This is a genomic window from Pseudonocardia sp. TMWB2A, from assembly GCF_017312135.1.
The window spans coordinates 316,512-329,918 of record NZ_QKQY01000002.1; the positions used below are offsets into that span (position 1 = coordinate 316,512).

Genomic DNA, 13,407 nt, shown 5'->3' on the forward strand with positions numbered 1-13,407 from the left:
GCCCTAGGCTGGGCCCGTGACACCGCCACCCGCCCTGCACGAGGTCCTCGCCGTCGTGCTCAGGATCCGGGAGGGCCGGGCGGGCGCCCTGCTCTGGCAGCGCGCCCTGGACCCGGACGCCGGACGCTGGGCACTGCCCGGCGGCACCCTGGGCCCCGACGAGGACGTCGAGACCTCCGTGCGCCGCCAGCTGGCCGAGAAGGTCGACGTCCGCGAGGTCGCCCACGTCGAGCAGCTGTCGGTGTTCTCCGACCCGGCCCGTTCACCCGGCAAGCGCCGCATCGCCACCGCGTTCCTCGGCCTGGTCCCCTCCGACGCGGACCCGGAGCTGCCCGAGGACACCGCGTGGCACGAGGTCGAGGACCTGCCCGCGACCGCGTTCGACCACGCCGCGATCGTCGCGGCGGCGCGGGACCGCCTGCGCGCCAAGCTCTCCTACACCAACCTCGGGTTCGCGCTCGCCCCCGCGGAGTTCACGATCTCGGCGCTGCGCGAGCACTACGTCGCCGCGCTGGGCCACGAGGTGTCGGCGACGAACCTGCAACGCGTCCTCACCCGTCGCGGCCTGCTGGAGCCCACCGGGGAGGTCGTCCCGTCGGGCCGTTCCGGCGGCCGCCCGGCCGCGGTGTTCCGGTTCACCGACCGCGGGATGCGGGTCACCGACGCGTTCGCCGTGCTCCGGCCACCTGCGCGACCCGGCGGGCCCCGCGACGGCGTACTACCGTGAGCCGGTGTCCGCCATGCTTCCGCTGTTCCCGTTGGGGACGGTGCTGATGCCGGGTGCGGCGCTTCCCCTCCACATCTTCGAGCCCCGCTACCGCCAGCTCACCGTCGACCTGCTCACCGGTGCCGTCCCCGACCGCGAGTTCGGTGTCGTCGCGGTGCGCGAGGGCCATTCGCCGGACCGCTCCGGGGCCGCCGGGATGCACGCCGTCGGCTGCACGGCGGTACTCATCGACGCCCGCCGGCTGCCCGACGGCCGCTACGACGTCGTCACCCGCGGGGCCCGCCGCTTCCGCCTGCTCGACCTCGACGCGGGCTCGCACTCCTACCTCTGCGGCGAGGTCGAGTTCCTGCCCGACGACACCGGCGACGAGGCAGACCCCCGGCTGGTGGCGATGCTGGAGCGCTCCGCCCGCGCGGCGCACCGCGAGTACTGCGACACCGCGTGGCGGACCGGCGACTGGTCCGAGCCCGCCGACGACACCCCCACCGCCGACCTCGCGCACCTGCTGGCCGGGGACTGCCTGCTGCCCCTGGGCGACCGCCAGCTCCTGCTGGAGCAGACCAGCGCGGTGCAGCGGCTCCGGGAGATCCGCCGGCTGCTCGCCCGCGAGCGCGGCCTGCTGGAGACCCTGCGGGCGGTGCCCGCGCCGCTCGGGTCGTTCCCCGACGAGCACAGCCCGAACTGAGCTCACCCGCCGACGGCGAGGTGCGGCCCGTCCCAGCGCCGGCGCAGCCACCGGTCGTGCGAGGTGACGACGACGGTCCCCGGCGCGGTCCCGAGCGCCGCCTCCAGCTCTCCGGCCAGCCGCAGCGAGACGTGGTTGGTCGGCTCGTCGAGCAGCAGCAGGTCCGGGGCGTCGGCGACGGCGACGGCCAGGGCAAGCCGCCGTCGCTGGCCGAGGCTGAGCTCCCCGACCGCGGTGCCGTGCTCGCGCGGGTGCAGCAGCCCCAGCTCGCGCAGCGGGACGGTCTCGGCCCGCTCCACGCCGACGGCGTCGGCGTAGGCGGCCGCGGCGCTGCGGTCGGGCGGGCCGACGTCGGGGTCCTGGGCCAGCAGTCCGACCCGGCGCGCCCGCACGTCCACGGTGCCCGCGTCCGGTGCGAGGTCGGCGTGCAGGACCGCCAGCAGGGTCGACTTCCCGGCCCCGTTCGGGCCGGTGACCAGAAGCTTCTCCCCCACGGCCAGGTCGAGCAGGTCGAGCCGCAGCCGGCCGTCGACCCGCAGGTCCCGGATGCTCACGGCGAGCCCGCCGGCCGGGGCGTCGCCGGTGAGGTGCCCGGCGAACTCCAGCGGCCGGGGCGGCTTGCGGACCGCCTCGCGCTCGGCGGTCTCCAGGCGGCGCTGCGCGTCGTGGACGCGGCGGGCCCGGGTGCGTTCGACGCCCGCCCCCTTGAAGGCGTGGACGAACTTGTCGTTGTCGCGCGGGCCGCGCCCGGGGGCGATCGTCGACAGCCCGGCCCGCGACTTCTCCCGCAGCGCGGCGATCTCCTCCTGCTCCGCGGCGAAGCGCTCCTCCCAGCGGCGGCGGCTCGCCGCGGCGGCGTCGAGGTACTCGGTGAACGAGCCGCCGAACCGGCGTCCGCCGTACCCGTCGGTGCCGAGCTCGCCGGCGTCGAGGTCGAGCAGCTCGGTGCAGACCCGGTCGAGGAAGGTGCGGTCGTGGCTCGCCGCGACGACGACGCCCGGCAGCTCCACCAGCGAGCGTTCCAGCAGCTCCAGGGCGGCGTCGTCGAGGTGGTTGGTGGGTTCGTCGAGCAGCAGCACCGCGGGGCGGCGGACCAGGGCGGCGGCCATCGCGAGCCGGGTGCGCTCACCCCCGGACAGGGTCGCGACCGGCCGGTCCCGCTCCAGGTCGGCGACGCCGAGCGTGCCCGCGGTGACCTCCGCGCGCCGGTCGGCGTCCCACGCGTCGTGGGCGATCGCCCAGGCCAGCACCCGGTCGTAGGCGGCGGCACCGGTGCCGTCGGCCAGGTCGGCGGCCAGGCGCTCCAGCTCGGCGACGGCGTCGTGCAGCGGGCGCAGCGCGGCGTCGAGCAGGTCGCCGACGGTCCCCCCGTCGCCCAGGTCGGGTTCCTGCGGCAGGTACACCCGGTCCGCGGGCACCGTGAGCGTCCCGCCGTCCGGGGTGTCGACGCCGGCGAGCAGCCGCAGCAGCGTGGACTTGCCCGAGCCGTTCTCCCCGATCAGGCCGACCCGGGTGCCCGGCGCGGCGACGAGGTCGACGCCGTCGAGCACCGGCGGGCGGCCGGCGCGGGTGGTGTGGGACCGGACCAGCCCGCGGGCGGTGACGGCGTGGACCTGCTCGGTCGATGACATGACGACGACTCCGGTGGAGACGGAGGGAGGACCGCAGGGGCGTGTGCCGCGTCCGCGGTCGAGGGGGTCGTCAGTGCCTCATGATGACGGCGACCGTACCGGGTGCGCCCGTGCGGCGCACCCGTGTTTCAGCGCCAGCCGTAGCGCGACCGCAGCTCGGTCGCGACCCGGTCGAACCGCGCCCGGTCCAGCACCGCACCCTCCCGGCGGATGCCGTGCTCCTCGACCTCCAGCACCCGGTCGAGCCGGATGTAGGAGTCGCGGCCCTCGCGGTCCCAGGCGCCGGAGCCGATCCCGACCCAGTCCGGGTCGTGGGCCCGCTTGTCCTGGCTGGACAGCATCAGCCCGAGCAGCTCGTCACCCGAGCGCCCGACGACGAGCAGCGGCCGGTCCTTGCCCTGGCTCGCGTCCTCCTCGTAGGGCACCCAGGTCCAGACGATCTCGCCGGGGTCCGCGGCGCCGTCGGGCTCGGGGGCGTAGGCGACCTCCCGGGCGCGGTCGCCGGTCGGCGCGGTCCGCACCCGCCCGGCCGTCGGCGGCGGACCCGGTCGCGGCCCGCCGTGACCACCCTGCTGGCCCTGCCGCGGGCTCTGCTGCGGGGTCTGCCGCGACTCCTTCTGCGAGTCCTTCAGGAACTGCATCGCCACGTCCGCGGCCCTGCGCAGGACCGAGCCCCAGTTGATCGCCATGCCCGCCAGCCTGCCGCATGTGCGGCGCGTCACCGCGACCGGGCGCGCATGAACGGTTCCGCATGCGGGCATCCGCCAGGCATGAAGGCGACTCTGATCCACGGGAAGCACGACGTCCGGGTGTCGTCGGACGTCCCCGACCCGAGGCTCCGCGACGACACCGACGCGATCGTGCGGGTGCTGCGCTCCTGCATCTGCGGCAGCGACCTGTGGCCGTACAACGCGGCGGAGGACTCCACCGAGGGCAAACGCATCGGCCACGAGTTCCTCGGCGTCGTCGAGGAGGTCGGGTCCGGCGTCCGGAACCGCAGGAAGGGCCAGCTCGTCGTCGCACCGTTCGTGTGGGCCGACAACACCTGCGACTTCTGCGCCCAGGGCCTGCAGACCTCCTGCCGGCACGGCGGCGGCTGGGGCTCCGACGGCACCGACGGCGGGCAGGGCGAGGCCGTCCGCGTCCCGTTCGCCGACGGCACCCTGGTCCCGATGCCCGGCGAGCCGGACGACGCGCTGCTCGCCTCGATGCTGACCCTGTCCGACGTGTTCCCCACCGGCCACCACGCCGCCGTCTCGGCGCGGGTGCGGCGCGGCGACACCGTCGCCGTCATCGGTGACGGCGCGGTCGGGCTGTCCGCGGTGCTGGCCGCCAGGCGCCTCGGCGCCGAGCGCATCATCCTGCTGGGCCGCCACACCGACCGCACCGACCTGGGCCGGGAGTTCGGCGCCACCGACGTCGTCCCCGAGCGCGGCGACGAGGGCATCGAGAAGGTCCGCGAGCTCACCGGCGGCGACGGCGTCGACGCGGCGCTGGAGTGCGTCGGCTACAGCGAGGCCGTCCGCACCGCCATCGAGATCACCAAGGACGGGCGGCTCGTCGGCCGGGTCGGGGTGTCCCAGTACACCGACGTCCCGCTGGGCGTCGGCGCGTTCATGCGCAACGTCGGCGTGCACGGGGGCGTGGCGCCCGCGCGCGCCTACATCGAGGAGCTGCTGCCCGACGTGCTGGAGGGCACCATCCAGCCGGGGAAGGTCTTCGACCGCACGATCGGCCTCGACGAGGTCCCCGACGGCTACCGCGCCATGAACGACCGCGAGGCCCTCAAGGTCCTGATCAAGCCCTGACCGGACCCGCTACCGGCTGGACCGCTCGCCGTGCCTGCTGCACCGGGCGGTCCAGCCCACCGGGTCGACCTGCACGACCATCCGCCGCGCGCAGTCCGGGCAGAACCGCGGGGGCTCCAGCTCCCGCCGCGCGGAGCACCGGTCGTGGCCCGCCGACGCGTCGGGGTGCCCGCACTGGTCGCAGAACGGGCCGCCGTCCTCGCGGGTGGACGCCTGCACCGGCGCCGTCACAGCGTCTCGTTGAGGGCCTTGATCGGCATCTCCAGCTCGCCGAGCAGGTCGATGTCGGACTCGGCCGGGCGCCCCAGCGTCGTCAGGTAGTTCCCGACGATCACCGCGTTGATCCCGCCGAGCAGGCCCTTGCGGGCGCCGAGGTCGCCGAGGGTGATCTCGCGGCCACCGGCGAAGCGCAGGATCGTGCGCGGCAGCGCCAGGCGGAACGCGGCGACGGTGCGCAGCGCGTCCGGCCCGGACATCGGCTCCAGGTCCCCGAACGGGGTGCCCGGGCGCGGGTTCAGGAAGTTCAGCGGCACCTCGTCGGGCTCCAGCTCGGCGAGCTGCCCGGCGAACTCGGCGCGCTGGTCCAGGGTCTCCCCCATCCCGACGATGCCGCCGCAGCACACCTCCATGCCGGCCTCGCGGACCATGCGCAGGGTGTCCCAGCGCTCCTCCCAGGTGTGGGTGGTGACCACGTTCGGGAAGTGGCTGCGGGCGGTCTCGAGGTTGTGGTTGTAGCGGTGCACGCCCATCGCGGCGAGCTCGTCGACCTGCTCGGCCGTGAGCATCCCCAGCGAGCAGGCGATGTTGATGTCGACCTCGTCCCGGATCGCCGCGATGCCGGCGGCGACCTGGGCCATGAGCCGCGCGTCGGGCCCGCGGACGGCGGCGACGATGCAGAACTCGGTGGCCCCGGTCTTCGCGGTCTGCTTGGCGGCCTCGACGAGCATCGGGATGTCCAGCCAGGCCGAGCGCACCGGCGAGGCGAACAGGCCCGACTGGGAGCAGAAGTGACAGTCCTCCGGGCACCCGCCGGTCTTGAGCGAGATGATCCCCTCGACCTCGACGTCCGGCCCGCACCAGCGCATCCGCACCTCGTGGGCGAGCTCGAGCAGGTCGTCGAGACGGTCGTCGGGCAGGTCGAGCACCTCGCGCACCTGGGTGACGGTGAGGCCGCGGCCCTGCTCGAGGACCTGGTCGCGCGCGACGGTGAGGACGTCGGTCCGGGCGGTCGTCATGCCCGTGGATCTTGCCAGTCCCCCAGCTGGATCGGACCCAGTGTGTCCCGGGCCACCGCGGTGAAACGGTCCGGTGTCACCCGTCCGAGCCCCTCGGGCAGCAGGCCGCGGACCAGCACCCGGGTGATCATCGGCAGGTCCTCGAGGTTGCAGCGCTCGGCCAGGTCGGGCGCCGCGGGCCAGGACCCGATCACGATCCCCGCGCAGGTCAGGCCGCGCGCCCGGAGCGCCTCGACGGTGAGGGCGGTGTGGTTGAGCGTGCCGAGCCCGGCCGCCGCGACCACCACGACCGGGGCGTCGAGCAGCCGGGCGACGTCGGCGAGGGTGCCGCCCTCGTCGGTGAACCGGACGAGCAGCCCACCCGCACCCTCGACGAGGACGAGGTCGTGGTGGTCGGCCAGCGTCCGCGCGGTCACCGCGGCCTGCTCCGGGGTCACCGGGCGTGCCCCGCAGCGCCGGGCCGCGGTCGCCGGGGCCAGCGGGTCGGGGTAGCGGGCCAGCTCCCGGGTGGTGACCCCGGGGACGAGGCGGGCGACCTCGTCGACGTCGCCGGGGTCGTCCGGGCCGATCCCGGTCTGGGCGGGCTTGAGCACCGCCACCCGCTCCCCCGCCGCGACCGCGACGGCGGCCAGCGCGGCGGTGGCGACGGTCTTGCCGACACCGGTGCCGGTACCGGTGACGACCACGAACCGCCCGGTCACGCCGGGGCCCCCGTCCGGGCGTCGGCGAGCACCTCGGCGAGCACGCCGGTCGCGAACGACAGCTGCGCCCCGGTCAGCCCGGCGCGGGCGGTGAGCCGCAGCCGGGAGGTGCCCGGCGGGACCGACGGCGGCCGGAAGCAGCCCACCCGCAGCCCGCGCCGCAGGCAGGCGGCGGCCGCGGCGACCGCGGGGCCGGGCTCGCCCAGCACCACCGGGACGACCGCGGACACCGGCACCGCCGCGTCGCAGGCGGCGGCGAGCGCACCGGCGACCCGCAGCACGTCCTCGGCCCGCTCGGGCTCGGAGGCGAGCACCCGCAGCGCGGCCAGCGCCGCACCCGTCGCGGCGGGGGCGAGGCCGGTGTCGAAGATGAACGAGCGCGCGGAGTCGACCAGGTGCGCGGTGACCGCGGCCGGGCCGAGCACCGCACCGCCCTGGCTGCCCAGCGCCTTGGACAGGGTCACGGTGGCGACGACGTCGTCCGCCCCGGCCAGCCCGGTCTCGGCGAGCAGGCCGCGCCCGCCCGGGCCGCGGACCCCGAGACCGTGGGCCTCGTCGGCGAGCAGCACCGCGCCGCGGGCCCGGCAGACCCGGTGCAGCGCGGCGAGCGGGGCGAGGTCGCCGTCGGCGGACCCGACCGAGTCGGTGACGACGAGCGCGCGGGTCTCGGTGCGGGCGGCCAGCGCGGCGTCGACGGCGTCGACGTCGGCGTGCGGCACGACGACCACCCGGGCCCGGGACAGCCGGCAGGCGTCGACCAGGGAGGCGTGCGCGGCGGCGTCGGACACGATCAGCGCGCCGGGGCCGGTGAGCGCGGTGACCACCCCGAGGTTGGCGGTGTAGCCGGAGGAGAACACCAGGGCGTCGTCGTGGCCGCAGAACGCGGCGAGCTCGGCCTCCAGCTCGGCGTGCAGCGCGGTCGAGCCGGTGACCAGCCGCGACCCGGTGGCGCCCGCACCCCAGGTGCGCAGCGCCGCGGTCGCCCCGGCGACGACCCGCGGGTCGGCCGAGAGCCCGAGATAGTCGTTGCCGGCGAGGTCGAGTGCGGGCCCGCCCGCGGGGTCGGCCGGACGCGGGGACAGCCTGCGGCGCAGACCGGCCTCGGTTCGGGCGCGGGCGTGGGTGTCGAGCCAGGCCAGCGGGCGGGGTCCGGGCGGCGTCGGGTCGGGGCCGGTCACGCCCACACCCTAGGCACGACGGAGCCCCGCCCACCCTGAGGTGTACGGGGCTCCGTGGGTTGTGCGGACGCCGGGTCAGGCCTGCGGCGCCTCGCCCTGCTGCTTCTCCTGCTCGGCGACGGCGGCACGGACCTCGTCCATGTCGACCGCCTTCACCTGGCCGATGAGGTCCTCGAGGGCCTCGGCGGGCAGCGCGCCCGGCTCGGAGTAGAGCACCACGCCGTCGCGGACGGCCATCACGGTCGGGATCGAGGAGATCCCGAACGCGCCGGCCAGCGCCTGCTGGGCCTCGGTGTCGACCTTGCCGAAGGTCACGTCCTGGTGCTTCTCGGAGGCGGCGTCGTAGACGGGGGCGAACTGGGTGCACGGCCCGCACCAGGACGCCCAGAAGTCGATGAGCACGGTCGTCCCGGGCGCGCCCACGACGTCGTCGAAGTTGTCGGTGGTCAGTTCCACGGTGGCCATACGGTCCCCAACGACGTCGTGGGTGCGGATTGTTCCCGGATGCGCGGGCTCAGACCTTCAGCAGCCGGCGGGCGGCGGCGGTGGCCCCGTGACCGTGTCCGGCGGCGATCCGGTCGAGGTCCGAGCCCCCGGTGCCGACGTCGGCGCGGGGCTCGACGAACCGGCCCGCGGCCTCGTCGAGGACGAGCACACGGGCGCTGCGGATGTCGTAGAACAGGCCCAGGACTTCGGCGCCGGAGTCCTGCGCCCGCAGCATCTCCAGCTGCATCGTGACGTTCACCATCGCCAGCTGGTCGGCCTCGCCGAACCCGTCCCGTGCGGCGGCGACGGCGACCGGGTGACCGTTCTCGTAGGCGCGCAGCACCGGCCGTGCCTCGCGCAGCCACTGGCCGAGCGCGGAGTCCCCGCTCGCGCCGCCGGCGAGCAGCCCCTGCATCGCGCCGCAGCCGGAGTGGCCGCAGACGGCGACGATCGGGACGTCGAGGGTGCCGGTGGCGAACTCGACGGCGGCCGCGGTGCCGGGCCCGACGACGAGGTTGCCGACGTTCTGCACGGTGAACACGTCGCCCGGGCCGCTGTGGGTGATGACGTGCGGCAGCACCCGGGAGTCCGCGCAGGTGATCATCATCGCGGACGGGGACTGCCCGTCGGCGAGCCCGGTCATGGTCGGGAGGATCGCCTCGGAGGTGTTGTCGTGGTACGCGGCGACGCCGGCCATCAGCGTCCCCGACGCGTGCCCCTCGGTCTCCCTGCCCTGCCACTCGCCCCAGGTCAGGAAGCCGGCGCCGGGCGCGGCGGCGCGGCGGGCCTGCTCGGGCTCGATCACGGTCACGGTGGCGCCGGTGCCCTCGTGGCGGGCCTTCCAGGCGAGCAGGTGGTCGTAGGCGGCGTGGTCGAGGTAGTCGGTGACCAGCCGGACGGTGACGTCGCAGCCGCGCGGGACGGAGTTCAGCTCGCGGGACAGCCGCGGCACGGCCAGGAAGCTCAGCGAGCCCTCGACGACGAGCTCGCAGCTGCCGTCGTCGGCCTGCTCCAGGTGCGGGCGGGACCGGACGGCGCGCCAGAGCAGCATCAGCCCGGCCAGGACCAGCCCGATGACGACGCCCTCGAGCAGGTTCAGGAACACGACGCCGAGCAGGGTGGCGGCGTAGATGGCCAGCTCACCGTGCTGGCGGGCGGTGCGGATCTCGGCCGGCTTGACCAGGCCGACACCCATCATGACCAGCAGACCGGCCAGTGCGGCCATCGGGATGAGCTCGATGACGCCGATCAGGACGATCGCGAACAGCGCGATCCAGACGCCGTGCAGCACCGCCGACGCGCGGGTCTCGGCGCCGGCCTTGACGTTCGCGGCGGACCGGACGATCACCCCGGTGATGGGCAGGCCGCCGATCATGCCGGAGACGGTGTTGGCGGCACCCTGGCCGAGCAGCTCACGGTCGGTGTCGGTGCGGGTGCCGGGCTTCATGCGCTCCACCGCGACGGCGGACAGCAGCGACTCGACGCTCGCGATCAGCGCGATGGTCAGCATGCCGAACAGCACGCCGCCCCAGTTCGACTCCGGCAGCGCGGGCAGCGACAGCGCGTCCAGGAGCGAGCCCCCCAGCTGCACCCGGACGACGTCGGCGAAGGCGAGGGAGACGACGGTGGCCGTGACGATCGCGACCAGCGCGGCCGGGACGACGGTCAGCGTCGCGGGCAGCCGGTTCCAGGTCAGCATGATCGCGATGACGATGCCGCCGAGGAGCAGCGCGGACCAGGACAGGTTCGCGATCGCGCCGGGCAGCGCGGCGATCGAGTTGACGCCGCCGGTCTGCGCCTGGCCACCGAACACGACGTTCAGCTGGCCGAGGGCGATGGTGGCGCCGATGCCCGCGAGCATGCCGTGGACGACGGCGGGCGGGATGGCCTGGGCGAACCGGGGACAGCCGGGTCAGCCCGAAGACGATCTGCAGGACACCGGCGCCCGCGGTGATCAGCGTGGTGACCTGCCAGCCGAAGGTGTTGACCAGCTCGGCGACGATGACGGTCAGACCGGCGGCGGGGCCGGAGACCTGGAGCTTCGAGCCGCCGAGCAGACCGGCGACGACGGCACCGACGACGGCGGCGATGAGGCCGGCCAGGATCGGGGCGCCGGAGGCGACGGCGATGCCCAGCGAGAGGGGCACCGCCACGAGGAACACGACGATCGAGGCGGAGAGGTCCGCCCGGGCGTGCGGGAACGTGCGGCCGAACCAGGAGCCGCCCGGCGGCGAGTGCTCACCGCGGCCGGACTCGGCCGGGGCGTGCTCGTGGTCCTGCACGCGGTGTTCGGTGTTACTGGTGGTGCTGGTGGTGCTGGAGTGACTGTGCGTGGCCACCGGATCCTCCGTATCGGTCCGTGGGGGGCGCCGGACCGCGACGGTGCGGTCGACTGGGGCGGGTCGCGCGGTGCGCGACCGGCGGAGCGGGTGCGGCCGACCGGACGAATGCGATCGGCCGACACCGTTTCACTCCGACCACGGAAACGGATCATGATGAGAGCGCTTCTCATCGTTTCGGACGCCCACGACGAAACGCCCGGTCAGCGCCGTACACCTCTGCGTAACGTGAGGTGGAACACACCGAAGTCCACCGGATCGGTGGCCCGGATCACGGTCTCAGTGCTGATCGCGGTGCGGTTCCCGCTGCCCCGCAAGGGCTGCGGCCCGCATCCCGGCGGTGATCAGCGCGACGTCGTCACGGGTGCTGACGAACGGCGGCATCGCGTAGACGAGGTTGCGGAAGGGCCGCAGCCAGACCCCGGCGAGCACCGCGGCGGCGGTCGCGGCGGCGACGTCGACCTCCTCGGCCATCTCGACGACACCGATCGCGCCCAGGATCCGGACCTCCCGCACCCCCGGCAGCGACCGGGCGGGGGCCAGCCCAGCGCGCAGCCCGGCGGCGACGTCCTTCACCTCGCGCCGCCAGTCGCGTTCGAGCAGCAGCGACACCGAGGCGTGGGCGACGGCGGCGGCGAGCGGGTTGCCCATGAACGTCGGCCCGTGCATGAGCACGCCGGCCTCGCCGTCGGTGATGCCGCGGGCCACCCGGCTGCTGCACAGGGTCGCGGCCATCGTCAGGTAGCCGCCGGTCAGCGCCTTGCCGACGCACATGACGTCCGGGGCGACGGCGGCGTGGTCGGCGGCGAACAGCTCGCCGGTGCGGCCGAAGCCGGTGGCGATCTCGTCGAACACGAGCAGCACGTCGTGGGCGTGGCACAGCTCGCGCAGCACGTGCAGGTAGCGGGGGTCGTGGAAGCGCATCCCCCCGGCGCCCTGCACCACCGGCTCGACGACGACCGCGGCCAGCTCGTCGGCGTGGGTCTCGACGAGCTCGGCGAGGTGGGCGACGTAGTCGTGGGTGAAGTCCTCGGGCGGGGCGTCGGCGAACACCTGCTGCGGGAGGACGTCGGACCAGAGCGAGTGCATGCCGCCGTCGGGGTCGCAGACGCTCATCGCGCCGAAGGTGTCGCCGTGGTAGCCGCGCCGCCACGTCATCAGCCGGTGCTTGCCGGGGCGGCCGCGGGACCGCCAGTACTGCAGGCACATCTTGATGGCGACCTCGACCGACACCGAGCCAGAGTCGGCCAGGAACACGTGCTCCAGCCCCTCCGGGCTGACGTCCACGAGCAGCCGGGCCAGGTCGACGGCCGGGCCGTGGGTCAGGCCGCCGAACATCACGTGGCTCATCCGGCCGAGCTGGTCGCGCACCGCCGCATCGAGCCGCGGGTGGCGGTAGCCGTGGATGGCCGACCACCACGACGACATCCCGTCGACGAGCTCACGGCCGTCGGGCAGCCTCAGCCGCACCCCCTGCGCGGACTCCACGACGATCGGCGCCCGGGTCGCCGGCATCGGCGCGTAGGGGTGCCAGACGTGGTCCCGGTCGGTGGCGAGCAGTGCCCCCGTGTCGAGCGGGGATCCGGAGAGGGTCGGGTCCGGGACACGCCCGGGGCCTGCGGTGGTCACGGACGCCCACGCTAGTGCCGACCCTCTACGCTGGCCCGACCATGGCCACGCCCGACTCCGTGTACGAGCCGGAGGGGCCCGACGGGTCGGCCCTGCGCCGTCGCGAGCTCGGGCAGACCTCCGCCCGATCGTTGCTGCTCACCGTGCTGGGCGAGTTCGTCCTCCCGGCCGGGGAACCGGTCTGGACCCGGGCCCTGCTCGACGTGCTGGGCGCGCTCGGGGTGGAGGCCAAGTCGGCCCGCCAGGCGCTGGCCCGCACCGCGGGCGAGGGCCTGCTGACCTCCGACCGCGACGGCCGCCGGGTCCGCTGGTCACTCACCCCCGCCGGGTCGCAGCTGCTGTCCGACGGCGCCGCCCGGATCTACGGCTTCGGCCGTCCGACGACCGGCTGGGACGGCCGCTGGCTGGTCCTGCTCGCCTCGGTCCCGGAGTCGCGCCGACGCCTGCGCCACCGGCTGCGCACCCGGCTGGCCTGGGCCGGGCTGGGCTCCCCCGCCCCCGGGGTGTGGGTCAGCCCCGACCCCGGCAAGGAGGCCCGGGTCGCGGCGGTGCTCGACGAGCTCGACCTCGCCGGGTCCGGGTACTCCTTCGTCGGGCACTACGGCGGCATCGGCCGCGCCGACGACATCGTCGCCCAGGCCTGGGACCTCGACGTCGTGGAACGGGCCTACTCGGAGTTCCTCGACGAGTTCGGCCCGCACCTCGACCCGGCCTCCGACGCGTCCTCCGCGGCCGCCGCCGACGACGGCTGCGACGTCCTCGCCCGCCAGGTCCGCCTGGTCCACGCCTGGCGACGGTTCCCGTTCCTGGACCCCGAGCTGCCCGCCGAGCTGCTGCCCGAGCAGTGGGCCGGGTCCCGCGCGGCGGAGCTGTTCACCACGCTGCACGAGCGCTGGGACGCCCCCGCCCGCGCCGCCTGGGTCGACCTGGCCCGCCGAGCCTGAGCGCCGCGCCGGACCGGTCGGTGCCACAGCCACACCCCGTCCCG

General features: G+C 75.3%; 14 protein-coding genes and 1 pseudogene. 5 read left to right on the plus strand and 10 right to left on the minus strand.

The annotated features are described in order from the left end of the window. Nucleotides 1-16: 16 nt before the first annotated feature. Nucleotides 17-727: an NUDIX hydrolase gene (locus tag DMP17_RS15850; protein WP_374203846.1), complete on the plus strand. Its 711-nt coding sequence runs from the start codon at nucleotides 17-19 to the stop codon at nucleotides 725-727. Nucleotides 728-740: 13 nt separating this feature from the next. After that, complete coding sequence (locus DMP17_RS15855) at nucleotides 741-1,412, plus strand: LON peptidase substrate-binding domain-containing protein (protein ID WP_226356707.1); 672 nt, start codon at nucleotides 741-743, stop codon at nucleotides 1,410-1,412. A gap of 2 nt (nucleotides 1,413-1,414) precedes the next feature. On the opposite strand, the gene DMP17_RS15860 is transcribed toward DMP17_RS15855, so the two are convergent. Further along, on the minus strand, nucleotides 1,415-3,043 hold the full coding sequence (locus tag DMP17_RS15860) for an ABC-F family ATP-binding cassette domain-containing protein (protein WP_337829919.1): 1,629 nt from the start codon (nucleotides 3,041-3,043) through the stop codon (nucleotides 1,415-1,417). 128 nt (nucleotides 3,044-3,171) lie between these two features. Beyond that, entirely contained in the window at nucleotides 3,172-3,732 is a 561-nt protein-coding gene (locus DMP17_RS15865) for a type II toxin-antitoxin system PemK/MazF family toxin (protein ID WP_226356252.1), read from the minus strand. An 81-nt stretch (nucleotides 3,733-3,813) separates the two neighbouring features. On the opposite strand from DMP17_RS15865, the gene DMP17_RS15870 reads away from it, so the two are divergent. Continuing rightward, complete coding sequence (locus DMP17_RS15870; protein ID WP_226365633.1) at nucleotides 3,814-4,851, plus strand: zinc-dependent alcohol dehydrogenase family protein; 1,038 nt, start codon at nucleotides 3,814-3,816, stop codon at nucleotides 4,849-4,851. Nucleotides 4,852-4,860: 9 nt separating this feature from the next. Here DMP17_RS15870 and bsaP read toward each other — a convergent pair whose 3' ends face one another. The 7 genes and pseudogenes from bsaP to DMP17_RS15905 all read right to left on the minus strand — a co-directional run. Continuing rightward, the gene (bsaP, locus tag DMP17_RS15875) at nucleotides 4,861-5,082 is read right to left on the minus strand and encodes a biotin synthase auxiliary protein BsaP (protein ID WP_226365634.1); all 222 of its coding nucleotides are present in this window, start codon (nucleotides 5,080-5,082) and stop codon (nucleotides 4,861-4,863) included. After that, nucleotides 5,079-6,086: a biotin synthase BioB gene (gene bioB, locus DMP17_RS15880; RefSeq protein ID WP_226365635.1), complete on the minus strand. Its 1,008-nt coding sequence runs from the start codon at nucleotides 6,084-6,086 to the stop codon at nucleotides 5,079-5,081. Before bioB ends, bsaP begins: the two co-directional genes overlap by 4 nt. Then, the gene (bioD, locus tag DMP17_RS15885; RefSeq protein ID WP_226365636.1) at nucleotides 6,083-6,787 is read right to left on the minus strand and encodes a dethiobiotin synthase; all 705 of its coding nucleotides are present in this window, start codon (nucleotides 6,785-6,787) and stop codon (nucleotides 6,083-6,085) included. The genes bioB and bioD overlap by 4 nt, the downstream gene beginning before the upstream one ends. Beyond that, complete coding sequence (locus DMP17_RS15890) at nucleotides 6,784-7,965, minus strand: 8-amino-7-oxononanoate synthase (protein WP_226356247.1); 1,182 nt, start codon at nucleotides 7,963-7,965, stop codon at nucleotides 6,784-6,786. Before DMP17_RS15890 ends, bioD begins: the two co-directional genes overlap by 4 nt. Nucleotides 7,966-8,040: 75 nt before the next feature. Next, the gene (locus DMP17_RS15895) at nucleotides 8,041-8,430 is read right to left on the minus strand and encodes a thioredoxin family protein (RefSeq protein ID WP_020623876.1); all 390 of its coding nucleotides are present in this window, start codon (nucleotides 8,428-8,430) and stop codon (nucleotides 8,041-8,043) included. Nucleotides 8,431-8,479: 49 nt separating this feature from the next. Further along, nucleotides 8,480-10,312: a SulP family inorganic anion transporter gene (locus tag DMP17_RS15900; RefSeq protein WP_337829920.1), complete on the minus strand. Its 1,833-nt coding sequence runs from the start codon at nucleotides 10,310-10,312 to the stop codon at nucleotides 8,480-8,482. 100 nt (nucleotides 10,313-10,412) lie between these two features. Next, nucleotides 10,413-10,613: pseudogene (locus DMP17_RS15905) on the minus strand (SulP family inorganic anion transporter); the annotation flags it as partial. Here DMP17_RS15905 and DMP17_RS15910 point away from each other — a divergent pair. Next, nucleotides 10,579-10,776, plus strand: a complete 198-nt coding sequence (locus DMP17_RS15910; RefSeq protein ID WP_337832818.1) for a hypothetical protein — start codon at nucleotides 10,579-10,581, stop codon at nucleotides 10,774-10,776. The pseudogene DMP17_RS15905 and the gene DMP17_RS15910 sit on opposite strands and share 35 nt — an antisense overlap. Nucleotides 10,777-11,069: 293 nt before the next feature. Here the strand turns inward: DMP17_RS15910 and DMP17_RS15915 are convergent, their stop codons facing one another. After that, a complete protein-coding gene (locus DMP17_RS15915; protein ID WP_226356245.1) occupies nucleotides 11,070-12,419 on the minus strand; it encodes an adenosylmethionine--8-amino-7-oxononanoate transaminase in 1,350 nt (449 codons plus the stop codon). 41 nt (nucleotides 12,420-12,460) lie between these two features. Between DMP17_RS15915 and DMP17_RS15920 the strand changes: the two genes are divergently transcribed. Beyond that, nucleotides 12,461-13,363, plus strand: coding sequence for a PaaX family transcriptional regulator (locus DMP17_RS15920; RefSeq protein WP_337829921.1), 903 nt, complete (start codon nucleotides 12,461-12,463; stop codon nucleotides 13,361-13,363). Nucleotides 13,364-13,407: the final 44 nt, after the last annotated feature.